At 60.4% G+C, this 21489-nt stretch carries 23 protein-coding genes and 2 pseudogenes; 14 read left to right on the forward strand and 11 right to left on the reverse strand.

The features are described 5' to 3' along the window. Positions 1-80: 80 nt before the first annotated feature. Together ACU680_RS04085 and ACU680_RS04090 are read right to left on the reverse strand one after the other, a co-directional pair. Positions 81-1562, reverse strand: coding sequence for a methyl-accepting chemotaxis protein (locus ACU680_RS04085; RefSeq protein ID WP_007963697.1), 1482 nt, complete (start codon positions 1560-1562; stop codon positions 81-83). Positions 1563-1737: 175 nt separating this feature from the next. Next, positions 1738-2544 carry a TatD family hydrolase gene (locus ACU680_RS04090; RefSeq protein ID WP_448178697.1) on the reverse strand — a complete coding sequence of 269 codons (807 nt, stop codon included), beginning with the start codon at positions 2542-2544 and terminating at the stop codon, positions 1738-1740. Positions 2545-2779: 235 nt separating this feature from the next. On the opposite strand from ACU680_RS04090, the gene ACU680_RS04095 reads away from it, so the two are divergent. The 3 genes from ACU680_RS04095 (at position 2780) to ACU680_RS04105 (ending at position 5301) form a co-directional block, all read left to right on the forward strand. After that, positions 2780-4201, forward strand: coding sequence for an MltF family protein (locus ACU680_RS04095; RefSeq protein WP_448178698.1), 1422 nt, complete (start codon positions 2780-2782; stop codon positions 4199-4201). Positions 4202-4309: 108 nt separating this feature from the next. Further along, the gene (locus tag ACU680_RS04100; RefSeq protein WP_007964771.1) at positions 4310-4744 is read left to right on the forward strand and encodes a DoxX family protein; all 435 of its coding nucleotides are present in this window, start codon (positions 4310-4312) and stop codon (positions 4742-4744) included. A 248-nt stretch (positions 4745-4992) separates the two neighbouring features. Continuing rightward, complete coding sequence (locus ACU680_RS04105) at positions 4993-5301, forward strand: class I SAM-dependent methyltransferase (RefSeq protein WP_448178699.1); 309 nt, start codon at positions 4993-4995, stop codon at positions 5299-5301. A 5-nt stretch (positions 5302-5306) separates the two neighbouring features. Here the strand turns inward: ACU680_RS04105 and greB are convergent, their stop codons facing one another. The 3 genes from greB to ACU680_RS04120 are packed head-to-tail and all read right to left on the reverse strand — an operon-like array spanning position 5307 to position 9026. After that, positions 5307-5804, reverse strand: a complete 498-nt coding sequence (greB, locus tag ACU680_RS04110) for a transcription elongation factor GreB (protein WP_448178700.1) — start codon at positions 5802-5804, stop codon at positions 5307-5309. A gap of 34 nt (positions 5805-5838) precedes the next feature. Continuing rightward, positions 5839-8343, reverse strand: a complete 2505-nt coding sequence (locus ACU680_RS04115) for an ABC transporter permease (RefSeq protein WP_448178701.1) — start codon at positions 8341-8343, stop codon at positions 5839-5841. Further along, complete coding sequence (locus ACU680_RS04120; RefSeq protein WP_003226816.1) at positions 8343-9026, reverse strand: ABC transporter ATP-binding protein; 684 nt, start codon at positions 9024-9026, stop codon at positions 8343-8345. Before ACU680_RS04120 ends, ACU680_RS04115 begins: the two co-directional genes overlap by 1 nt. Before the next feature lie 10 nt (positions 9027-9036). Here ACU680_RS04120 and ACU680_RS04125 point away from each other — a divergent pair, with 10 nt between their 5' ends. The 3 genes from ACU680_RS04125 to ACU680_RS04135 all read left to right on the forward strand — a co-directional run bounded on the left by ACU680_RS04125 (position 9037) and on the right by ACU680_RS04135 (position 11101). Further along, complete coding sequence (locus ACU680_RS04125; RefSeq protein WP_367085283.1) at positions 9037-9642, forward strand: arylesterase; 606 nt, start codon at positions 9037-9039, stop codon at positions 9640-9642. Between the two features lie 57 nt (positions 9643-9699). Further along, positions 9700-9993 (forward strand): hypothetical protein, encoded by a 294-nt coding sequence (locus tag ACU680_RS04130; RefSeq protein WP_003226812.1) that lies wholly within the window; start codon positions 9700-9702, stop codon positions 9991-9993. Positions 9994-10129: 136 nt separating this feature from the next. After that, positions 10130-11101, forward strand: coding sequence for a L,D-transpeptidase family protein (locus ACU680_RS04135; protein ID WP_007964790.1), 972 nt, complete (start codon positions 10130-10132; stop codon positions 11099-11101). 123 nt (positions 11102-11224) lie between these two features. Here the strand turns inward: ACU680_RS04135 and oprI are convergent, their stop codons facing one another. Then, positions 11225-11476 (reverse strand): outer membrane lipoprotei OprI, encoded by a 252-nt coding sequence (gene oprI, locus ACU680_RS04140; RefSeq protein WP_003199355.1) that lies wholly within the window; start codon positions 11474-11476, stop codon positions 11225-11227. A gap of 635 nt (positions 11477-12111) precedes the next feature. Here oprI and ACU680_RS04145 point away from each other — a divergent pair. Then, positions 12112-12393 carry a GNAT family N-acetyltransferase gene (locus tag ACU680_RS04145; protein ID WP_003226804.1) on the forward strand — a complete coding sequence of 94 codons (282 nt, stop codon included), beginning with the start codon at positions 12112-12114 and terminating at the stop codon, positions 12391-12393. Between the two features lie 60 nt (positions 12394-12453). Here the strand turns inward: ACU680_RS04145 and ACU680_RS04150 are convergent, their stop codons facing one another. After that, complete coding sequence (locus ACU680_RS04150) at positions 12454-13530, reverse strand: 3-deoxy-7-phosphoheptulonate synthase (protein WP_007908583.1); 1077 nt, start codon at positions 13528-13530, stop codon at positions 12454-12456. A gap of 129 nt (positions 13531-13659) precedes the next feature. After that, positions 13660-14090, reverse strand: a pseudogene (locus ACU680_RS04155) (PilZ domain-containing protein). Between ACU680_RS04155 and ACU680_RS04160 the strand changes: the two are divergent. From ACU680_RS04160 to cysB, 5 genes are all read left to right on the forward strand, one after another. Next, positions 14089-14475 carry a thioredoxin family protein gene (locus tag ACU680_RS04160; protein WP_448178702.1) on the forward strand — a complete coding sequence of 129 codons (387 nt, stop codon included), beginning with the start codon at positions 14089-14091 and terminating at the stop codon, positions 14473-14475. The pseudogene ACU680_RS04155 and the gene ACU680_RS04160 overlap by 2 nt on opposite strands. Next, positions 14476-15432 (forward strand): putative 2-dehydropantoate 2-reductase, encoded by a 957-nt coding sequence (locus ACU680_RS04165; protein WP_448178703.1) that lies wholly within the window; start codon positions 14476-14478, stop codon positions 15430-15432. A 28-nt stretch (positions 15433-15460) separates the two neighbouring features. Beyond that, complete coding sequence (locus ACU680_RS04170) at positions 15461-16366, forward strand: 5'-nucleotidase (protein WP_367085279.1); 906 nt, start codon at positions 15461-15463, stop codon at positions 16364-16366. Between the two features lie 99 nt (positions 16367-16465). Continuing rightward, positions 16466-16969, forward strand: a complete 504-nt coding sequence (locus ACU680_RS04175; RefSeq protein ID WP_007964801.1) for a universal stress protein — start codon at positions 16466-16468, stop codon at positions 16967-16969. A gap of 113 nt (positions 16970-17082) precedes the next feature. Then, positions 17083-18057, forward strand: coding sequence for an HTH-type transcriptional regulator CysB (cysB, locus tag ACU680_RS04180; protein WP_007908591.1), 975 nt, complete (start codon positions 17083-17085; stop codon positions 18055-18057). Positions 18058-18066: 9 nt separating this feature from the next. Here cysB and ACU680_RS04185 read toward each other — a convergent pair whose 3' ends face one another. Together ACU680_RS04185 and ACU680_RS04190 are read right to left on the reverse strand one after the other, a co-directional pair. Further along, entirely contained in the window at positions 18067-18549 is a 483-nt protein-coding gene (locus tag ACU680_RS04185; protein ID WP_448178704.1) for a GreA/GreB family elongation factor, read from the reverse strand. A gap of 2 nt (positions 18550-18551) precedes the next feature. Next, complete coding sequence (locus tag ACU680_RS04190) at positions 18552-18962, reverse strand: hypothetical protein (protein WP_448178705.1); 411 nt, start codon at positions 18960-18962, stop codon at positions 18552-18554. A 124-nt stretch (positions 18963-19086) separates the two neighbouring features. Between ACU680_RS04190 and earP the strand changes: the two genes are divergently transcribed. Further along, the gene (earP, locus tag ACU680_RS04195) at positions 19087-20229 is read left to right on the forward strand and encodes an elongation factor P maturation arginine rhamnosyltransferase EarP (protein ID WP_448178706.1); all 1143 of its coding nucleotides are present in this window, start codon (positions 19087-19089) and stop codon (positions 20227-20229) included. A 48-nt stretch (positions 20230-20277) separates the two neighbouring features. Continuing rightward, positions 20278-20847 carry an elongation factor P gene (locus ACU680_RS04200; RefSeq protein ID WP_003226785.1) on the forward strand — a complete coding sequence of 190 codons (570 nt, stop codon included), beginning with the start codon at positions 20278-20280 and terminating at the stop codon, positions 20845-20847. Between the two features lie 62 nt (positions 20848-20909). Here ACU680_RS04200 and ACU680_RS04205 read toward each other — a convergent pair. Further along, positions 20910-21489, reverse strand: a pseudogene (locus tag ACU680_RS04205) (IS3 family transposase); the annotation flags it as partial.

Genomic DNA, 21489 nt, shown 5'->3' on the forward strand with positions numbered 1-21489 from the left:
CGCGAGCAAGCTCGCTCCCACAGGATATCTGTGGTGTACACAAATCCCCTGTGGGAGCGAGCTTGCTCGCGAAGGCGCCTTCAGAGTTTCAACTGCCCGATTGCCTTGCTCAGCTCCCCGGCCAATGTCGCCAACTCATTGCTGGTAGTCGCCGAATCCACGGTCTGTTGCACAGTGTTTTCGGTCACATCACGAATGCTCACCACCGCCCGATTCATCTCTTCCGCGACCTGACTCTGCTGCTCGGCCGCCACCGCAATCTGCGTGTTGCTCTCGCGCATCTGCGCCACCGCGCCAGTGATTTCCGCCAGCGCCTCGCCCGCCTCCTGCGCCTGCTGCACGCAGTCGTCGGCCTTGTACGAACTCTCCTGCATGAAGTCCACCGCATCGCGGGTGCCGGCCTGCAGCGCCGAGACCATGGTGGTGATTTCATCGGTGGAAGTCTGAACGCGTTTGGCCAGATTGCGCACCTCGTCGGCGACCACCGCAAAGCCACGGCCCATCTCGCCGGCACGCGCCGCTTCGATGGCGGCGTTGAGCGCCAGCAGGTTGGTTTGCTCGGCGATGCTGTGGATCACACTGACCACACCGTTGATCTTCTGGCTGTCCTCGGCCAGGCGCTGGATCATCTCGGCAGTCTGCTGCACACCGCTGGAGAGTCCGGCAATCGACTGCTGCACCCGACTGACCACTTGTTGACCGCTGCCGGCCAGACCATCGGCGGTCTGCGACAGATCGCGAGTGGCGCCGGCGTGCTGGGCGATGTGATAAACCGTGGCGGTCATCTCGTTGATTGCGGTGGCGGCCTGATCGGTTTCGCTCTGTTGACCGAGCATGCCGTGGCGCACTTCGTTCATGCTCGACGCCAGACGCGCGGCGCCGACGTCCAGTTGCCGCGCCGTGTTGGCAACGGTGGTAACCACGCGCTGATAACCGGCCTGCATCGCGTTGAACGCATTGGCCATCTGCCCGACTTCATCCTTGCAGGCCAGCGGCACGCGTGCCGAGAGGTCACCGCTTTTCTCGACATGCAGCATCACGTCCTTCAACGTGTTGAGCTGACTGAGCAGGAAGCGGATCAGCAGCTGCGAAGCGCAGAGCATGGCGAACATCAAGATGAACACGGCAACGGCGTAGTTGGCAAAGCGTTCGCTGAACACCTGCGCCAGACTTGGGCCATAGGCGATGACCGCGACTTGCTGGCCGTCGGCACGACTGAACACTTCGGCACCCATCAGTGGGTTGTTGCCTAACAGCGGCAGGTGATTGACCTCGTTCCAGCCGTTGCTGTCGCTGATTTCCAGCACAGGCTGGTCGTTGAGGCGCGGTGCTTCACCCCGTTTGAAAGTCAGCACTTGATCGGCCTTGGGCAGCGCCTGCCCGGCCGGCCACGCCTTGAGCAATTGCGCCTGGGCCTGTGCGGAGGTTTTCGACGCCTGACTGCGGGCCTGCTGCTCAAGCTGCACGGCGTACAACACCAGCAGCAGGGTGGTGACGAAGGCGACCGCATTGACCGCCCAGAATTTGTATTTCAGCGAGATATTGCTAAGCCAGGCACCCATGGAGGTCTTCTCTGATAGCGGAAACAGTTTTGGCAAGGTGCCATTATTGTGCCTCTACGTTGGAAGTCGGGCTTGATGTGGGTCAACAGATCAAAAGATCGCAGCGTTCGGCAGCTCCTACAGGATGTTCACCCTCTTAATGTAGGAGCTGCCGCAGGCTGCGATCTTTTGCTGTTTAAACCAATGGCGGCAGGTTGAAGAACGCGCGGGCACACGCCGTGGTGTGCGCAGCCAGATTTTCCTGGCTCTCGCCCCGGTGCAACGCCACTTCGCGCAGCACTTCGGTCAGATACGCCGGCTCATTGCGACCGTTTTTCGGTTTTGGCCGCAAAGTGCGCGGCAGCAGGTACGGCGCGTCGCTTTCGAGCATCAGTCGTCCGCGCTTGATCTCCTTGACCAGCGGATGCAGGTGCATGCCGCGGCGCTCGTCGCAGATCCAGCCGGTGATGCCGATGTGCAGATCCAGGTCCAGGTAACTGAACAGGGCTTTTTGCTCGCCGGTAAAGCAATGCACCACGGCGGCGGGCAGTTGATCGCGGAAGTCCTTGAGGATTTCCAGCAGGCGCTGACTGGCATCCCGCTCATGCAGGAACACCGGCAACTGCAGTTCTACCGCCAGCGCCAGATGTTCTTCGAGGACTTTTTCCTGTTGCGGGCGCGGCGAGAAATCGCGGTTGAAATCCAGCCCGCATTCACCCACGGCGACCACGTTTGGCTCTTGCAGCAGGCTGCGCAAACGGCGCGCGCTGTCAGCGTTCCAGTCACTGGCCGAATGCGGGTGAATGCCGGCGGTGGCGAACAGTTGCTGGCCGCTGTCATCCAGTTGCCGGCACAGCTCCAGCGCCTGTTCGCTACCCTCGACGCTGGTGCCGGTCAGCACCAGTTGGCAGACCCCGGCAGCGTAGGCACGGTCGAGCACGGCCTGATGTTTTTCGGCGAAACTGGGGTTGGTCAGGTTGACGCCGATATCGATGAGTTGCATGGTTCTACCTCGGGCCGAAGGCCGGAAAGCATACCAGAGCTGTAGATTTATAAGAAAAAGCCAAGAACTACAACGAGTTATAGCTGTCTTTTGATGCCGTGATGCAGCCCGGGTTGGCGCAAATGCCATCACTGTGCCAGTCTCTCGCACTTTGCCAGCGCTCCAGGCGCTCTGTTTTTGTCGGTGTTTTTGACCGTTCAGCGGTAAAACGCCCCGTATTCTTTCCGGAGAGTGGATGCATCGTCCCTCGGTTTTGCTCCTGTTGTGCGCGTCGCTGCTGCTGCCGATAACGGCGGTTGCGCGCCTGCCCGGGCCACAGCAAGCCGTGCCGGCCGCCAAGGTCCGCGACCTCTCGGAAATTCGCAGCAGTCGCGTGTTGCGAGTGTTGGTCAACCAGAGCCGCAACAGTTCCGGTGAAGTCCAGGGTCAGGCCATCGGCGTCGAATACCATCGCCTGCGCGCCTTCGAGCAATACCTCAATGGCCACGCCCGCGATGGTCAGGAAATTACCCTCAAGATCATTCCCAAAGCCAAGGATCAACTGCTCGGCGCGTTGCAGCGTGGTGAAGGTGATCTGGTCGCGCCCGGTGAGCTGCTCGATCTGCAACCCGGCCACGCGGTTGCCAGCAGTGAGCCGATCGCCAGCAACGTGCCGCTGGTGCTGGTCGGCATCAAGGGCGAGCGCCGTTACACCAAGGTCGAGCAGCTTTCCGGCAAGACGCTGGCCTTGCCGACCGGCAGTGCGGCGGGGGAGGCGGTCAGCCAGCTCAATCAGAAACTGGCGTTGCACAAACTGGCGCCGATCAAGATTGAATGGGTCGACCCGACACTGGCGGTCGAAGACGTGCTGGAGATGGTGCAGGGCGGAATTTTCCACCTGACCATCGTTGAGCAACCGATCGCCGAGCGTTGGGGCAAGATCCTGCCCAAGCTGCGTTTCGACCGGCAGTTGATGATCAGCGAGCCGGGTGAGGAATACTGGTTCGTGCGCCGTGATGCCTCGATGTTGCGGGCGAGCATCGATCGCTTTCTGGGCGGCTACAAGAAGCCGGCGAACGAGGATGCAGAGTTTCTGCGGATCTATCGACGGCTCTACCAAGTGCACTATCCGTTGGCCAAGGCTGACCGCCAGCGTCTGGAGAAACTGCGCCCGACCCTGCAAAAACACGCCGACGCACAAAGCATGGACTGGCTGAACCTGGCGGCGCTGGCCTTCAAGGAGTCAGCCCTGCAACCCAGCGCCCGCAGCGGCAGTGGCCCGACCGGGTTGATGCAGATCACCCCGTCGGCAGCGCAGCGGGTCGGTGTGAACAACATCCAGAATCTCGATGCGAATGTGCAGGCCGGGGCCAAGTACCTGGAGATGATTCGCCGCAAGTTTTTCAACAGTCCGAAGCTCAATGAGCGCGAGCGCATGGCCTTCACCCTGGCGGCCTACAACATCGGCCCGGAGCGGGTGCAAGGCATGCGCGCCGAGGCACGGCGCCGTGGCCTGAATCCGAACCAGTGGTTCTTTCAGGTCGAGCGCATCGCCATGGAACAGGTGGGCATGGGTCCCGTCAGCTATGTTAATAGCGTGAACAAGTACTACTTGGCGTACGACCGTGAGCGGGAGTCGTTGGAGCCCCGGGGCCAGAAAGTCGCCTCACGGAAGTAATCGAATAATTTGATTGTTATGGCGGAATAATTGCGCTTTTAACATGAATTTAACTGATTAATATAGCGGCCAATCCCAACACACTTCTCGCAAAACAAGGAATGCCCCATGAGCTCTCTGATCAACAAGGTTCTGTTCACCCGCGCCGGTTACGGCCTGACTATTCTGCGTATTGCTGTTGGCGTGATCTTCGCCGCCCATGGCTCGCAAAAGCTCTTCGGTCTGTTTGGTGGCTACGGCCTGGCGGGCACCGCGCAATACATGGACAGCATCGGTCTGCACCCGGGTTACCTGATGGCCACGCTGGCCGGCGGTACCGAGTTCTTCGCCGGTCTGGCGCTGATCATCGGCCTGCTGGTGCGCCCGGCGGCGCTGGGTCTGACCTTCCTGTCGCTGGTGGCGATCTTCACCGTGCACATCAGCAACGGTCTGTTCATGGCCAACAACGGTTACGAGTTCGCCCTGGCGCTGCTCGGTGGCAGCCTCGCGGTGATGATCGAAGGCGCCGGCAAGCTGTCGGTGGATCGCGCCATCGCCGGTTGAGCGCTCTGGATCAAGCAAAAGGCCCGCATTGTGCGGGCCTTTTTTGTTGCGGCCGATTCTTGACACTCATCGGTCACGTTCTCTAGGATGTTGCTCATGCGCCGATTTAAACAGCTACTTGCGGGGCGCGAGGTGACTCAGACAGTTGCCGTCAGAAGCCGGAACAGGGCTTCGAAATACCGCTAAAGCGCTGGTTCGGTGTTGCCTCTCACCTGCCATGCAGACTTTTGAGGCAGAGACACGACACGATGAATGCACTACGCCCTCCAGCACGTCCCGCGCCGATCACGGCCCATATCACCCAGCGCAACCCGAAAATCCTGCTTGGCGGCAAACATCAGCCGACGCTGTTGCGTTATCTCGATGGCTGGCCACGTCGCAGCGGCGGTCCTGCCGCGTTCCTGATCCAGTTCGTTGAAGACGGCGAGTCGCTGGCGCGGTTCGCCAGTGACAGTTTTGATCTGGCAGTGATTCAGGCGCCGAGCGCTGAAGAGGCGCCGGAAATGATCAAGCAACTGACCCGCGTTGCGCGGCAGGGGCTGATCACCCGCCGCTGAAACGCTCAGGGATATTCGATCGCCACGATATAGACAAACTGCTCACCGGTTGGCGTCTGTACCCGGACTTCTGCGTCCAGCGCCTTGCCGATCAAGGCGCGGGCCAGCGGTGAGTCGATGCTGATCAGACCCAGTTTCAGATCCAGTTCATCCGGGCCGACGATGCGGTAGCGCGATTGCTTGCCGTCTTCGTCCTCGATGGTGACCCAGGCGCCGAAGTAGACCTTGTTCGGATCGCTGGGTTTCTCGCTGACGACCTTCAGTGCTTCGAGACGCTTGGTGAGAAATCGCACGCGGCTGTCGATCTCGCGCAGCATTTTCTTGCCGTAGGTGTACTCGGCGTTTTCCGAGCGATCACCCTGCGCCGCCGCTTCGCTGACCGCTTGCGTCACCTGCGGGCGGCGCACATGCCACAGCTCATGGAATTCGGCGCGCATCCGCGCTTCACCTTCAGGGGTGATCAGCGCGGTGCCGGCGGTGCGGGAAGGGCGATAACGGCTCATGGCAACTTCTTGTGGTGACGAAGGCTGGAGTCTATCAACCCTCGCGCAAGACTGTCAGCGGACTCGCATTCAACGCCCGACGCGTACCGAACACGCCGGCACCGCCAATCAGTGCGGCGCCAATCAACGGCAGCACCAGCAGCCACGGATGCGGATGCCACGGCAGATCGAAGGCGAAGCGATACAACACCAGACTCACCACTTCCGAGCCGATGGCCGCCAGCAGGCCGCTGACCGCCCCGAGCAAGCCGAACTCGATGCGCCGGGCCTTGACCAGCAATTGCCGTTGCGCACCCAGCGCGCGCAACAGTGCGCCTTGGCGAATGCGTTCATCCAGCGTTGCCTGCAACCCGGAGAACAGCACCGCCATCCCCGCCGCCAAGACAAACAACAACACGTATTCCACCGCCAGGGTGACTTGGGCGAGGATGCTGCGCAGTTGTTCCAGCAGAGCTTCGACCTGCAGGATGGTCACCGCCGGGAATGCCCGTGACAGCTCGACGATCTGTTGATCGTGACCGGGTGCCAGATAGAAGCTGGTCAGGTAAGTCGCCGGTAGATCCTTCAGGGTGCCGGGCTGGAAGATCATGAAGAAGTTCGGCTGGAAATTGTCCCAGTTGATCTCGCGCAGGCTGGTGACCTTGGCCTCACGATTGACCCCGCCGACGCTGAATACCATGTGATCGCCGAGTTTGAGCTTGAGGCTTTCGGCGACTTTGCCTTCAACCGACACGCCCGGTACCTCATCCGAGGGTTGCCCGGTCCACCACGAACCGGCGGTGAGCTTGTTACCGGCCGGCAGGTCGGCCGCCCAGGTCAGGCTCAGGTCACGTTGCACGGCACGGTCGCCGGCCGAATCCTTGCTGACGATTTGCTGCACCGGTTCGCCGTTGATGCTGATCAGCCGTCCCGGCACCACCGGGTACAGCGGCGCCGCTTGGGCGGACACCTTGATCAAGTGATCGGTGAAGGCCTGTTTGTCCGCCGGCAGGATGTTCAGGGCGAAGTAGTTGGGGGCGTTTTTCGGCAACTGGTTTTGCCAGGTGTCGAGCAGTTCACCACGCAACAGGGCGATCAGTGCCATCGACAACAGGATCAAACCGAACGCCAGTGCTTGACCAGCCGCCGCCAGTGGATGACGCAACAGCTGGCCCAGGCCGAGGCGCCACGGCAGCGGCGCACGGGCGAGCATCCGTCGCAGGCTGTTGAGCAGCAACAGCAGCAAGCCACCCAACACCAGCGCGGCGACCACACCACCGCCGAGCAGGGCGAAGGTCAGCAGCAGATCGAGACTCAGGCGCCACATGATCAGGCCCAGTGCACCCAGCGCCGCGCCATAGACCATCCAGGTACTCGACGGGATCGGCAGCATGTCACGGCGCAGCACCCGCAATGGTGGCACCCGACCCAGCGCGGCAAGCGGCGGCAGGGCGAACCCGGCGAGCGCCACCAGCCCGGTGCCGATCCCGGCGAGCGCCGGAAACAGACCGCCCGGTGGCACATCGGCGGGTAGCAAATCATGCAGCAGCGCGAACAGGCCCAGTTGCGCCAGCCAGCCGAGCACTGCGCCACTGAGGGCAGCGAATAGACCGAGTACGGTCAATTGAATGCTGAACAGCAGCATGGTTTCCCGACGTGACAGACCAAGGCAGCGCAACAGCGCGCTGGCATCGAAGCGGCGGCTGGCGAAGCGGTTGGCCGACAACGCGACTGCAACGCCAGCGAGCAACACTGCGACCAGACTGGCCATGTTCAGATAGCGCTCGGCCTTGCCCAGTGCGCCGCCAATCTGCCGGTTGCCGTCGCGCGCATCCTGAATGCGCTGATTGGCGGCCAGACCGGGTTTGAGCAGCTGTCGGTAGGTTTCCAGCGCCTGCGGTTCGCCGCGCCACAACTCGCGATAGCTCACGCGGCTGCCGGGCTGCACCACACCAGTGGCGGCGAGGTCCTCGAGGTTGATCATCACCCGAGGCGTGAGGCTGTAGAAGTTGCCGGCGCGATCCGGTTCGTAGGTCAACACGCGGGTCAGCTTCAGGGTTTTCATGCCGACGTCGATGCTGTCGCCGATCTTCAGATCCAGCGCAGTCAGCAGACGAGCTTCAACCCACGCTTCACCGGGTTGCGGCTCGCCGCCCGAGGTTTCAGCGGCAAACGGGGCCGGGGCACTTTTCAGTTCGCCGCGCAGTGGATAGGCGCGGTCGACCGCTTTGATGCTCGATAACTGAATGCCATTGTCGGTGGCAATGACGCTGGAAAATTCCACCACCTGCGCATGATTCAAGCGCAGCTCGGTGCCGCTGCGGATCTGTTCGTCGCGGGCTGGCGAGCTGCCCTCCAGCACCAGGTCGGCGCCAAGGAACTCGGTGGCGCGCAGCATCATTGCACCGTTGAGGCGGGCGCCGAAGTAGCCGATGGCGGTACTCGCGGCCACTGCCACGACCAAGGCAAAAAACAACACCCGCAATTCCCCGGCGCGGGCATCGCGCATGAGTTGACGTAGCGCGAGACTGAACAGACGCAACAGCGGCAGACGTGCCATCAAGGCTCCAGAGGGGCGACCAGCAGCCCGGCTTCAAGTCGGATCAGGCGCCGGCAGCGATGGGCCAGGCGTTCGTCGTGGGTCACCAGCACCAGAGTAGTGCCGCGTTCCTTGTTCAGTTCGAACAGCAAGTCGCTGATGCGTTCGCCAGTGTGGCTGTCGAGGTTGCCGGTGGGTTCGTCGGCGAACAGCACGTCCGGCTCGGCAGCGAAGGCCCGGGCAATCGCCACGCGCTGTTGTTCGCCGCCGGAGAGCTGGCGCGGCGAGTGCGTCAGGCGCTGGCCGAGGCCGACCCTTTGCAGCAATTCAGTGGCGCGTTCGCGGGCGTCTTTGCGGCCATCGAGTTCCAGCGGAAGCATGACGTTTTCCAGCGCGTTGAGGCTGTCGAGCAGTTGAAACGACTGAAAGACGAAACCCACGTGTTCGGCACGGATGCGCGCGCGCTGGTCTTCGTCGAGATTGCCCAGGGATTGCCCGGCGAGGATGACCTCGCCGCTGCTTGGCAAATCGAGGCCGGCGAGCAGGCCGAGCAGGGTGGATTTGCCGGAACCGGACGCGCCGACGATGGCCAGGCTGTCGCCCTGGTTCAGTTCCAGGCTGAGTTCGTGCAGGATAGTCAGTTCACCTTCCGCGCTGGGAACCACTTTGCTGAGGTTCTTCGCGGTGAGAATGCTTGCGCCCATGGAGAATCCGATGCGTGTGTGGTTTTTGAGTGCTGGCCTGGCCTTGATGTGCATGGCCCAGAACGCAGCGGCGGGTACTGTCCTGATCGTTGGCGATAGTATCAGCGCCGGTTTCGGACTGGATACCCGCCTGGGGTGGGTATCGCTGCTCGAGCAACGGCTCAAGCAGGAGGGTTTTGACGATAAAGTGGTCAACGCCTCCATCAGCGGCGACACCAGTGCCGGAGGCCAGGCGCGCCTGCCGGCGCTGCTTGCAGAGCATAAACCGGGGCTGGTGATCCTTGAGCTGGGTGGCAACGACGGCCTGCGCGGGATGCCGCCAACGCAATTGCAACAAAACCTTGCGGCGATGATCGACAGCTCGCGTCAGAGTGGTGCCAAGGTCCTGCTACTGGGCATGCAACTGCCGCCCAACTACGGCAAGCGTTACACCGATGCCTTTGCCGAGGTCTACGGCAAACTCGCCGACGATAAAAAAATCCCGTTGGTGCCGTTTTTCCTCGACGGTGTAGGCGGGCATCCCGAGCTGATGCAGGCCGATGGTCTGCACCCGGCAGCCGGGGCTCAGGGCAAGTTGCTGGAAAATGTCTGGCCGACGCTAAAACCGCTGTTATGAGGCTTTTCTAGCGGCAGGCTTTCGGCTAATGTGGCGCCCCCTTATTTGGAGCCCCCGATGCCGCGTCCTGCCTGGTCCCTGTTTGCCTACCAACTGATCGAGCCTGACGAACAGCTGGATCTGTTCGCCTGCCAGGAAGTGCGGGTGCATCTGGTGACCCGTCAGCTCGAACTCGGTGGCTCGGCGGATCGCACGTTGTGTGGCAGTCTGCTGCCGGCGCAACCGCGCTGGTCGAGTGTGGATCGCCGGGTGTTTCAGGATCAGCGTCTGTGTTCGTTGTGCCGGGCGATTCTTGAATCGCAGAAGCGCGGCACCTCGCCGATCTGGCCGGAGTTGCGTTTCGAGCTTTAAGATCAACAGATCGCAGCCTGCGGCAGCTCCTACATGAAGACTTCTGGCTGCCCATCGGCGCATCTCCCCGAATTCTCGAGGTGCGGTGTACAATCGCGCTCTTATACCCTTGTTGATCATGCGAAGGATTTTCCGGATGTTGCCGCGCTTTCCTGCCGTCACCCGCTGCCTGTCACTTGCCGCCCTGTGTGTGGCCGGTCCCGTTGCTGCATTGGAGTTTCCCCTGCCACCACCCGGTGAGGACATCATCGGCCAGGTGCAGGTGATCAAGGCCAAGTACGAAGATACCTTCGCTGACCTGGGCACCCAATACGACCTAGGTTATTCGGAGATGGTTGCGGCCAACCCGGGCGTCGATGCCTGGCTGCCGGGCGCCGGTACCGAAATCGTCCTGCCGACCCGGTTCATTCTGCCGCCGGGTCCGCGTGAAGGCATCGTGATCAACCTTGCCGAGTACCGTCTCTACTATTTCCCGAAAGGCCGCAACGTGGTGTACACCTTCCCGCTGGGGATTGGGCGTGAAGGTTGGGGGTCGCCAATCGCGCACACCTCGATCACTGCCAAGACGCCGAACCCGACCTGGACGCCTCCAGCGTCGATCAAGGCCGAGCACGCCGCCGACGGTGATCCGCTGCCGAACGTGGTACCGGCCGGCCCGGACAACCCGCTGGGTCCGTTCAAGTTCACCCTGGGCACCCCGGGCTACCTGATCCATGGTTCGAACAAGAAGTTCGGTATCGGCATGCGCACCAGCCACGGTTGCTTCCGCATGTTCAACAACAACGTGCTGGAAATGGCGGCCATGGTGCCGGTCGGCACTTCGGTGCGCATTCTCAACGATGCGTACAAGTTCGGCAGCAGTGGCGGCAAGGTGTATCTCGAAGCGCACACGCCAATCGATGACAAGGGCAACCCGTCGGTGGTCGACAAGCACACAGCGGTGATCAACGCGATGCTCAAGCGTGAAGATGTCACCAACAATCTGCGCGTGAACTGGGATGTGGTGCGTGACGTAGTGGCGGCCGAAGATGGCCTGCCAACTGAAATCGGCACGCCGAATACCTCGGCGCCGATGGTTTCGAGCACACCGATCGACTTGCAACAGTAAGCGCGATCCGGACCCGCCGATGCTTGAAGCGTCGGCGGGTTTTTTATTGCCTGGACAAAGCTGCCGGCAATAAAAAAGCCGACCCAAAAAATGGGTCGGCTTGATAACAATCCCGAGGGATTATTACTTGCGGCTAGCTTTGTCCAGCATACGCAGAGCACGCTCGTTAGCTTCGTCAGCAGTCTGTTGTGCTTTTTGAGCAGCAGCCAGAGCTTCATCAGCTTTACGGTAAGCTTCGTCTGCACGAGCCTGGGAGCGAGCAGCTGCGTCTTCAGTAGCGGTCAGACGTGCTTCGGTTTCTTTCGATGCGCTGCTGCAACCGGTAGCCAGAACTGCGGCCAGAGCCAGAGCAGAGAATTTCAGAACGTTGTTCATCGTGTTCCCCTTCAAGGACTTTCAATTAAGTGGCTTTCTCCTCCGATTGAGGAAATAGCCGGCGTACATACTACCCATTACTTGTAGTAAGTAAACTGACGGAGCGCAAGAAGCAAAAAAAATTGTAGGCGTTGATTCTTTTTCGAGCAACTTTTAACTGGGCTGTATAAAAAATATCCAGCTGCAAGCCCCGGCCTGAGCGTGTTAATGAGAAAAAGTTCCCGCTGCCCGGTGCTGTTTCTGCGTGTTGCACCAAGTCTGCCTAGATGAATTCGTCTACACTTTTGTTCCGATTTTGCATGACGCCTCACATATCTTTGTCGCTCTTGAGGTGACTTTAAAGAAGCGCCCGCGTCTTAAGTCTCGACATTCGGCAATGTTCCGGTGAGCGCTTCGGGAAGATCCTCCCTGCTCTCGCCGCTGCGTCCATCGGAGTCACCCGGTCAACGAGCATGATGACGAGCGCACCTTGAGCATTTTCGCCAATGGTGCCTACTATTTATCACGTGCTCGGTTGCGCGAGATCGGTGTGGTTTTTCTCGGTGTCCATCAGGCACGGGGTGGCGTAGATGTTCCTTCGCCGGAAAAACATCGGTAAGGTAGGGGTCAGAATTCAAGACCCGCGAGGAGTAGTGATGAGCGAGGCGTTGTCCATCCACCATGACCAGGCTGGTCATCAGTTCGAGACCAATGTGGACGGTCATCGTGCCTACCTGACCTATATGGATCTGGGGAAACAGACCCTGGATATCTATCGCACCTTCGTGCCCAACGCCCTGCGCGGTCGCGGCATTGCCGCCGCGCTGACCGAAAGCGCGCTGCAGTACGCCGAAGAAATGGGCTACACGGTGATCCCGTCGTGCTCCTACGTCGAGCGCTACATGGAACGTCATCAGCGCCGCGCCGCCAAGATCTGAATCGCACACACAAAAACGCCGGGCAATGCCCGGCGTTTTTTTATGCCCGTGAAACGCAGATCAGCTGCGCTGACGTTTCGGCAGAACATCCTTGAGCTTGGCGTGCATGCTGCGCAGGGTGTTCTCGGTGGCGGACCAGTCGATGCAGGCATCGGTGATCGACACGCCGTATTGCAGGTCGGCGAGGTCTTTCGGGATGGCCTGGCAGCCCCAGTTCAGATGACTTTCGACCATCAGGCCGATGATCGACTGGTTGCCTTCGAGGATCTGGTTGGCGACGTTCTCCATCACCAGCGGTTGCAGGGCCGGATCCTTGTTGGAGTTGGCGTGACTGCAATCGACCATGATGTTCGGTTTGATCTTCGCCTTGTTCAGCGCCTGCTCGCACAGGGCGACGCTGACCGAATCGTAGTTCGGCTTGCCGTTGCCGCCACGCAGCACCACGTGACCGTAGGCGTTGCCCTTGGTGGTGACGATCGACACGCCACCTTCCTGGTTGATACCGAGGAAACGGTGCGGGCTGGACACCGACTGCAGGGCGTTGATCGCCACGGTCAGGCCGCCGTCGGTGCCGTTCTTGAAGCCGACGGCCGAGGACAGGCCGGAAGCCATTTCACGGTGGGTCTGGGATTCGGTGGTACGCGCGCCGATGGCCGACCAGCTGATCAGATCCTGCAGGTACTGCGGGGAGATCGGGTCGAGCGCTTCGGTGGCGGTCGGCAGGCCTTTCTCGGCCAGGTCCAGCAGCAACTGGCGGCCAATGTGCAGACCGTCCTGAATCTTGAACGAGTCATCCAGGTACGGATCGTTGATCAGGCCTTTCCAGCCGACGGTGGTCCGTGGCTTCTCGAAATACACGCGCATGACCAGATACAGGGTGTCGGAGACTTCCGCCGCCAGCACCTTGAGGCGATCGGCGTATTCGTGGGCAGCCTTGATATCGTGGATCGAGCACGGGCCGATCACTACGAACAGACGGTGGTCGGTGCCATCAAGAATGTTGCGAATGACTTCGCGGCCCTTGGTGACGGTGCGCAGGGCAGCGTCGCTCAGAGGGATATCACGCTTGAGCTGATCGGGAGTGATCAGGGTCTCGTTAGAGGCGACGTTTAGGTCGTTGATCGGTAAATCAGCCATCGTTTACTCGTCAGGTCACGGGTGCCGGCCGCCAGCGATCCCCGCGCGGCGGAGCACAGCAGATTTAAGCGCGTCGGGGAGCCGAACCTTAGCGCGTCAGGCGCGGCTCGACAATGGGCAAACGCCGCTTTAATCCAGCACTGGCTGGGCAAAAGCCTTGCGCACGCTATCGTGGGAGAACTCGTCGGCGTGTTGTTCGACCCATTGCAGGGCCAGCGCCTGAATATCCTGCAGGTCGTCGTGGGCCTCGTTCATGCGGCAATAACGTTCGATCTGGCACACCTGTTCGCCCATCCGGGCGCTGAATAGCGTCTGCTCATCGGTGAACGCGATGCCCACCAGATAGCCCTTTTTGCGCCGCAGACACCATGCGACATAGCCCGGATAACAGATGTCGGCATGCGCACTTGCAGCGCCGTGCCGTGGCGCCAGGCGCGGTGATAATTGCAAGCGATCCCGCCGAGGCTGATAGTGTGCAGCTGTTGCCTGGAAATACACTCGGGCTTGAGCAAGGTTAATTCAACCGGCACTTCGTCCGGATGAGGAATGAAACGTCCCATGAGCACAGACTCCCTGTGTCGGCCATTTGACATTGTTTCCCCCAGTATAGTGGTCGAATCCGAGCTGACCGATTTCGACGCCGACCAGCGGCTGCTGGCGATGAGCGGCGTTTCGCTGGTGATTTTCACCAGTGTCGGCTGTTCCAGCTGCCGCTATGCCAGAGAGGTGTTGCCCGGGTTCGAGCTGGCGATGGATCGCCTGTGCTGGATCGATGCCGGCAACAATGGCGGGTTGGTGGAGCGTTATCAGGTCTTTCATTTGCCGGCGCTGTTTGTGGTGCGCGACGGCGAGTTCTTTGGGGCATTGCACACGCGCCTGACCGCCGCTGCGCTGAACGCGGCAGTGGCGCAGGCACTGGGTCGAACTGCAGAGGAGTTGCCATAGATGGTGGGAGCAGACAGCAAACCGGTGATCGGGATTATCGGCACCGGGGCCATTGGCGGGTTTTACGGTCTGATGCTGGCGCGGGCCGGTTTCGATGTGCACTTTTTACTGCGCAGTGAATTCTCGGCGGTGGTCGAACGTGGTTTGCAGGTGGACAGTGCCGTGCATGGCACCCTGACGCTGAACCCGGTGCAGGCCTATGCGAAGGCCGAGGACATGCCGGCTTGCGACTGGTTGCTGGTCGGCGCCAAGACCACCAGCAGCGCCGGTCTGGCCCCGGCGATCATTGCCGCGGCCAGGCCCGGCGCGAAAGTGCTGGTGCTGCAAAACGGTCTGGACGTCGAAAACAGCCTGCGCGATTTGCTGCCCGCTTCCCTGCATCTGCTCGGCGGTCTGTGCCTGATCTGCGTGCATCGCGAAGGTCCCGGGCACATCACCCATCAGGCCTTGGGTGCGGTGAATGTCGGCTATCACAGTGGCCCGGTGGCGGATGAAGCGGCGCGCACGGCGCTGGTCGAGGAGGGCGCCGGTCTGTTCCGCGCCGCCGGTATCGATTCGCAGGCGATGCCCAATCTGCAACAGGCACGCTGGCAGAAACTGGTGTGGAATATTCCCTACAACGGGCTCTCGGTGTTGCTCGGTGCCGGCACTACGCCGCTGATGGCTGACGCTGACAGTCGCGCGCTGATCCAGGCGTTGATGGCCGAAGTGGTGCAGGGCGCCAAGGCCTGTGGTCACGACATACCGCCCGGTTACGCCGAGTACCTGTTCATGATGACCAAGAAAATGCCCGACTATTGGCCGAGCATGTACCACGATTTCCTGCACAAGCGGCCGCTGGAGCTGGAGGCTATTTATGCCCGGCCACTGGCAGCGGCCCAAGCGGCGGGATGTGACTTGCCACGGATCGAAGCGCTGTACCGCACATTGAGTTTCATCGACCGACGCAACGCTTGAGTCGGTTTTCTGGGGGAGTGGGGAAGGCATGGCCAAGAACATCGATGACAAACTGGTGCTGGCGATTTCGTCTCGCGCCCTGTTCGACCTGAGCGAGAGTCACAAGGTCTATCTGGCGAGCGGCGTCGAGGCCTATCGGCAATACCAGATCGAACACGAAGACGAGATTCTCGCGCCCGGCGATGCGTTCCCGCTGGTGGAAAAACTCCTGAGCCTCAACAGTCGCCTCGACCGCGCCCGGGTCGAGGTGATTCTGGTTTCGCGCAACAGCGCCGACACCGGCCTGCGCGCCTTCAATTCAATCCATCATTATGGGCTGGACATTTCCCGGGCGGCCTTCGTCGGCGGGCGCAGTCCCTATCCGTACCTCAAAGCCTTTGGCTGTGACCTGTTCCTGTCCACGCACGCCGAGGATGTACGCGCCGCGCTGGACGCCGGATTTGCCGCTGCGACGATCCTGTCCGGTGGCGCCAGTCGCGCCGCCAGTGACGAATTGCGCATCGCCTTCGACGGCGACGCGGTGCTGTTTTCCGATGAGTCCGAGCGCATTTATCAGTCCGGCGGGCTGGAGGCGTTCCAGGCCAAGGAACGTGAGTCGGCACGCGAGCCCTTGCGCGGCGGGCCGTTCAAAGGTTTTCTGGCGGCCCTCAATGCGCTGCAGCGCGAGTTCCCCGAGGACGACTGCCCGATCCGCACGGCGCTGGTCACCGCGCGTTCGGCACCGGCCCATGAGCGGGTGATTCGTACCTTGCGCGAATGGGATATCCGCCTCGACGAGTCGCTGTTTCTCGGCGGGCTGACCAAATCGGCGTTTCTCGAAGCCTTCGCTGCCGATGTGTTTTTCGACGATCAGACTGGCCACTGCGAGGCCGCCCGCGAAGTGGTCGCTACTGGCCACGTACCGCATGGCATCAGCAACGAGCCGTCGATCTAAAGCCCCAGTGCTTCAAGACGTTGCGTCGCACGTCGTACTCGCCAAGGCACTGCTAAGCTGAATCAAATCTCCGCCATAGTTGGCACGCGAGGAGGTCATATGATTCGTTCGATGCTGTATGCCACTGACCTCGGTCTGTACGCACCTTTAGTGATGCAGCATGCCTTGGCGCTGGCGCGGACATTCAATGCCGACTTGTATGTGGTGCATGCAGTGGAACCCATGGGGCTGTTTGCCGAATCGGTGTTGCAGAGTTATCTCGACGAACAGGCATTGAACGAATTTCACAGTCAGGGTCTGAAAACTGTCATCGCCAATATCGAGCAGCGGGTGCTGGACAGTTTTCGTGAAGAACTCGGCGATGAGGGTGAGCAGGATCTGCAGCGGATTCGCGCGGTTCGGGTAGTGCAGGGCGATCCGGCGCAGGTGATTCTCGACCAGGTGCAGAAACTCTCTGTGGATTTGCTGATCGTAGGCACTCACAGCCACGGCGTAGGGGCGGAAACGCCTTTGGGGCGCACGGCGACCCGGGTCCTGCAATTGGCCAAGGTGCCGGTTTATCTGGTGCCGTTGGTGGAGCGTCGGCGCCGGGAGGATCGCTGAAGCGGGAATAATGGCGTTTTGATAAAAAAGTTCTAGATTTATTCGTCAAACCATTAATATAGTTATATACCGTCGCTGATGCCCGTGGCGTCTACCTGCTTTGAGGGATACATATGAAGCTTCAACAATTGCGCTACATCTGGGAAGTGGCGCACCACGACCTCAACGTTTCCGCTACCGCCCAAAGCCTTTACACCTCGCAACCGGGTATCAGTAAACAGATCCGCCTGCTGGAAGACGAACTTGGCGTTGAAGTGTTTGCCCGCAGCGGCAAGCACCTGACCCGCGTCACCCCGGCCGGCGAGCGCATCATCACCACCGCCGGCGAAATCCTGCGCAAGGTTGAAAGCATCAAGCAGATTGCCCAGGAATTCTCCAACGAGAAGAAAGGCACCCTGTCGATCGCTACCACCCACACCCAGGCGCGTTATGCATTGCCGCCGGTGATCAGCAATTTCATCAAGCAATACCCGGACGTGGCGCTGCACATGCACCAGGGTTCGCCGATGCAGATCGCCGAGATGGCCGCTGACGGCACCGTCGATTTCGCCATCGCCACCGAAGCACTGGAACTGTTCGGCGATCTGGTGATGATGCCGTGCTATCGCTGGAACCGTTGCGTGGTCGTGCCGCAGGGCCACCCGCTGACCAAGCTGCCGAAACTGACTCTCGAAGCGCTGGCCGAATACCCGATCGTGACTTACGTGTTCGGTTTCACCGGCCGTTCGAAACTCGACGAAGCCTTCAGCCATCGTGGCCTGACGCCGAAAGTGGTGTTCACCGCGGCCGACGCCGACGTGATCAAAACCTACGTGCGTCTGGGCCTGGGTGTGGGTATTGTCGCCAAGATGGCGGTCGACACCAAACTTGATAACGACCTGGTGGTGCTGGATGCCAGCGAACTGTTCGAGTCGAGCATCACCAAGATCGGTTTCCGTCGCGGTACCTTCCTGCGTGGTTTCATGTGCGACTTCATCGAGAAGTTCGCCCCGCACCTGACCCGCGAAGTGATGGCCAAAGCCATCCAGTGCCACAACAAGCAGGAACTGGAAGAGCTGTTCGACGGCGTCGAACTGCCGGTCCACTAAGACCCTGTCTCAAAGCACCTCGGTGACAGCGAACTGTTGCCGGGTGCCTGCTACCAGAATCTCCACCTCATCACCTTCGACCTTGCCCAGCAGGCTTTTGCCCAACGGTGAGCGCGGGGTGATGACGGTAATCGGCTGACCCACCACATCGACTTTCAGGCCAGCCGCATCCGGGGCCAGAAACAGCCATTGTTCGCGACCCTTTTCGTCTTCCAGACCGAGCAGGGCGCCGATCTCGATGCCGCGATTTTCGTCGTAGGCGCGCAGCGTCAGGTTCTGGCACAGCGCCAGTGACTGACGGATTTCCTCGACCCGTTTCGCCTGACCCGCCGCCAGATAGGAAGCCTCAAGTCCGAGCGTGTCGTACTTGTTCTCGGCGATGTTCTCTTCGTGGGTCGCGGTTTCATAAGCGGTCTGCGCGGCGCGCTCGGCGATGTCGAGGTCGACGCGCAGTTTGTCGAGGATCAGTTGGTGGACGGTGTGCTTGTTCATGATCAATCGCAGAATTGCAAAACGTTGGCGCGGCTTTTTTCGCTCGGCGCGGTCTGGTCCTGTTGCAGCCAGAACTGGCACTTGGGGTTCGACTGATTGCGCGTGCTGCTGCGAGCCTGATCGAGGCGATTCTGCTGCTCGTTCTTGCGCAGGTTTTCCTCATATTGGTCGAACAGTGGGCTCTGTGGCGGAATGTCCGGTTGGACCTGGACCGCCGCTGGCGGCTTGGCCAGTTGCTGCACGGCCTGGGCAACCGGCGCCAGTTGCTCGGTCAACAAAAACCGCGAAATCAGCCAGCAGGTCAGGGCGATGGCCAGAAAGCCCAGCCACATGCCCAGGGCAATACTGCCGGTCAGTTGCAGCGCGCTAAGCTGAACGGGCAAGGGACGACGCGGGTTGGGGCGATAGGGCATGGCTGCCTCCTGGCGGATGATTGCGGGCAAGTGGCGATTGTCGCACGAAGATTAATCGCCGTCGGCTCTTCTGCGCGAGGTCATTTATGCGGACAATCAGCGCTTTTGCCAACGGGAGTCTTGCATGCCGGTACCGAAAACCCGCTGGGATATTTTTTGCACCGTGGTCGACAACTATGGCGACATCGGCGTGACCTGGCGTCTGGCCCGGCAACTGGTGGCCGAACATGGACTGGCGGTGCGCTTGTGGGTCGATGACCTGCGTGCCTTCGAACGTATCTGCCCCGAGATCGATATCCACCTGGCGCAGCAATCGCAGCAGGGCGTCGAGGTGCGGCACTGGCCGAGCGACTGGCCGCGAACGGAAGCCGCCGATGTGGTGATCGCCGCATTTGCCTGCCAGTTGCCACCGGCGTACATGGACGCCATGGCCGAGCGGCAACAGCCACCGCTGTGGATGAACCTCGATTACCTCAGCGCCGAAGACTGGGTCACCGGTTGTCACGGTTTGCCGTCGGTGAAGTACAAGTCGGTGCAGAAATTCTTTTTCTTTCCCGGATTTCAGCCGGGGACGGGCGGCTTGCTACGTGAAAGTAGTCTGCTTGAGCGGCGTCGGCAATTTCAGCAGGACGCGGCTGCGCAGCGACAATTCCTGCAAGGCCTGGGCGTGGATCGTGCAGCGGACGCACAGCTGATCTCGTTGTTTGCCTACGAAAATGCCGGGCTGGCCAGTTGGCTGGATGTGCTGGCGGCCGACAGCACGCCGACCCATCTGCTGGTGCCGGAAGGGCGGATTCTCGGTGACGTTGCGCACTGGCTCGGGGTCGACTCTCTGGCCGTTGGTGACCTGAACGTGCGTCAGGCGCTGACGGTACAGGTGCTGCCGTTCGTTCGTCAGGATCAATATGATCAGTTGCTGTGGTGCTGCGATTTCAACGCGGTGCGCGGTGAAGACTCGTTCGTCCGGGCGCAGTGGGCCGGGCGACCGATGCTCTGGCACATCTATCAGCAGGACGAAGACATCCACCTCGACAAGCTCGATGCGTTCCTTGCGTTGTATACGAAGGGGCTTTCGCCGGCCGCAGCCGAGGCGATGAGCGGTCTGTGGCGGGCCTGGAGTGCCGGGCAGCCGATCGGCGAGCACTGGCTCCAGGCCCGTAAATTCTGGCCAGAACTGCAGGAAAACGCCGAGGCGTGGTGTCTGGAACAAGGCTTGCAGGCGGATCTTGCCACGGCGCTGGTACAGTTTTACCTAAATTGGATATGATACGCGGCCTAGATTTTTGTAAATCCCATCCAAATTCGGATATTCGCAATGAAAACTGGTAAAGAACTCAAACCCGGTACCGTGATCCGTATCGACAACGATCCTTGGCTGGTTCAGAAAGCTGAATTCACCAAGTCGGGCCGTAACAGCGCGATCATGAAGACCAAGCTGAAGAACCTGCTGACCGGTTACAAGACCGAAACCGTTTACGGTGCGGACGACAAGCTGGACGACGTGATCCTCGACCGCAAAGAAGCGACCCTGTCCTTCATCAGCGGCGACACCTACACGTTCATGGACACCACTGACTACACCATGTACGAGCTGAACGCCGAAGACATCGAAAGCGTTCTGCCTTTCGTTGAAGAAGGCATGACCGACGTTTGCGAAGCCGTGTTCTTCGAAGAGCGTCTGGTTTCTGTAGAACTGCCGACCACCATCGTGCGTCAGGTTGACTACACCGAAGGTTCCGCTCGCGGTGACACTTCCGGCAAGGTGATGAAGCCTGCCAAACTGAAGAACGGTACCGAGCTGTCGGTTGCTGACTTCATCGAAATCGGCGACATGATCGAAATCGATACCCGCGAAGGCGGTTCCTACAAAGGCCGTGCAAAATAAGCACTGCTTTTCGCGGAAAGAAAAAGCCCGACCATTGCGTCGGGCTTTTTTGTGCCTGCTGTCTAGTCCTGAAATAGGTTTACACCTGTTTCACCCTAACGCCCGATGCACCGCATCGGGCGTTTTGTATTTCAAGGATAGGTGCGGGCGTTCCTGGTTGTAGATCAAGATTGCCTCCCGCACCATCCGCTCCGCTTGTGCCAGGTCTGTCGGCCGGTGGAGCAAAAGTTCGGTTTTCAAGATGCCGTTGACCCGCTCTGCCTTGGCGTTTTGATAGCAATCGTAGCCATCAGTCATCGAGCACGTAATGCCATGCTTGGCATGGAGCTTTTGATAAAGGGCTGAGCAGTACTGCACACCTCGATCCGAGTGATGAACCAGTTGCTGGCGTGTTCGGCGTGTTTTCAGAGCCATGCGCAAAGCTTGGGCCACAGAGTCGGCATGGAGGCTGCCATGCACGTGATAACCGACAATCTTCCTCGAGAAGTCATCCGTCACCAAACTCAGGTAGACCGGATCATCCCGTTTGCTGGATAGATAAGTAATATCCGCCACCCAGACCTGTTCCGGGCCGGATGCCGCGATTTGCTGGGGGCCTGGCTTCAGTAGATTGGGATGGCAGCGAAAGTGATGATGGCTGTC

The sequence above is a fragment of the Pseudomonas sp. LF020 genome, assembly GCF_053456425.1.

Excerpts from the sequence above, each read along its gene's own strand:
- ACU680_RS04085 (WP_007963697.1), bottom strand. The coding sequence starts at position 1,562 with ATGGGTGCCTGGCTTAGCAATATCTCGCTGAAATACAAATTCTGGGCG.
- ACU680_RS04090 (WP_448178697.1), bottom strand. The coding sequence starts at position 2,544 with ATGCAACTCATCGATATCGGCGTCAACCTGACCAACCCCAGTTTCGCC.
- ACU680_RS04095 (WP_448178698.1), top strand. The coding sequence starts at position 2,780 with ATGCATCGTCCCTCGGTTTTGCTCCTGTTGTGCGCGTCGCTGCTGCTG.
- ACU680_RS04100 (WP_007964771.1), top strand. The coding sequence starts at position 4,310 with ATGAGCTCTCTGATCAACAAGGTTCTGTTCACCCGCGCCGGTTACGGC.
- ACU680_RS04105 (WP_448178699.1), top strand. The coding sequence starts at position 4,993 with ATGAATGCACTACGCCCTCCAGCACGTCCCGCGCCGATCACGGCCCAT.
- greB (WP_448178700.1), bottom strand. The coding sequence starts at position 5,804 with ATGAGCCGTTATCGCCCTTCCCGCACCGCCGGCACCGCGCTGATCACC.
- ACU680_RS04115 (WP_448178701.1), bottom strand. The coding sequence starts at position 8,343 with ATGGCACGTCTGCCGCTGTTGCGTCTGTTCAGTCTCGCGCTACGTCAA.
- ACU680_RS04120 (WP_003226816.1), bottom strand. The coding sequence starts at position 9,026 with ATGGGCGCAAGCATTCTCACCGCGAAGAACCTCAGCAAAGTGGTTCCC.
- ACU680_RS04125 (WP_367085283.1), top strand. The coding sequence starts at position 9,037 with ATGCGTGTGTGGTTTTTGAGTGCTGGCCTGGCCTTGATGTGCATGGCC.
- ACU680_RS04130 (WP_003226812.1), top strand. The coding sequence starts at position 9,700 with ATGCCGCGTCCTGCCTGGTCCCTGTTTGCCTACCAACTGATCGAGCCT.
- ACU680_RS04135 (WP_007964790.1), top strand. The coding sequence starts at position 10,130 with ATGTTGCCGCGCTTTCCTGCCGTCACCCGCTGCCTGTCACTTGCCGCC.
- oprI (WP_003199355.1), bottom strand. The coding sequence starts at position 11,476 with ATGAACAACGTTCTGAAATTCTCTGCTCTGGCTCTGGCCGCAGTTCTG.
- ACU680_RS04145 (WP_003226804.1), top strand. The coding sequence starts at position 12,112 with ATGAGCGAGGCGTTGTCCATCCACCATGACCAGGCTGGTCATCAGTTC.
- ACU680_RS04150 (WP_007908583.1), bottom strand. The coding sequence starts at position 13,530 with ATGGCTGATTTACCGATCAACGACCTAAACGTCGCCTCTAACGAGACC.
- ACU680_RS04160 (WP_448178702.1), top strand. The coding sequence starts at position 14,089 with ATGAGCACAGACTCCCTGTGTCGGCCATTTGACATTGTTTCCCCCAGT.
- ACU680_RS04165 (WP_448178703.1), top strand. The coding sequence starts at position 14,476 with ATGGTGGGAGCAGACAGCAAACCGGTGATCGGGATTATCGGCACCGGG.
- ACU680_RS04170 (WP_367085279.1), top strand. The coding sequence starts at position 15,461 with ATGGCCAAGAACATCGATGACAAACTGGTGCTGGCGATTTCGTCTCGC.
- ACU680_RS04175 (WP_007964801.1), top strand. The coding sequence starts at position 16,466 with ATGATTCGTTCGATGCTGTATGCCACTGACCTCGGTCTGTACGCACCT.
- cysB (WP_007908591.1), top strand. The coding sequence starts at position 17,083 with ATGAAGCTTCAACAATTGCGCTACATCTGGGAAGTGGCGCACCACGAC.
- ACU680_RS04185 (WP_448178704.1), bottom strand. The coding sequence starts at position 18,549 with ATGAACAAGCACACCGTCCACCAACTGATCCTCGACAAACTGCGCGTC.
- ACU680_RS04190 (WP_448178705.1), bottom strand. The coding sequence starts at position 18,962 with ATGCCCTATCGCCCCAACCCGCGTCGTCCCTTGCCCGTTCAGCTTAGC.
- earP (WP_448178706.1), top strand. The coding sequence starts at position 19,087 with ATGCCGGTACCGAAAACCCGCTGGGATATTTTTTGCACCGTGGTCGAC.
- ACU680_RS04200 (WP_003226785.1), top strand. The coding sequence starts at position 20,278 with ATGAAAACTGGTAAAGAACTCAAACCCGGTACCGTGATCCGTATCGAC.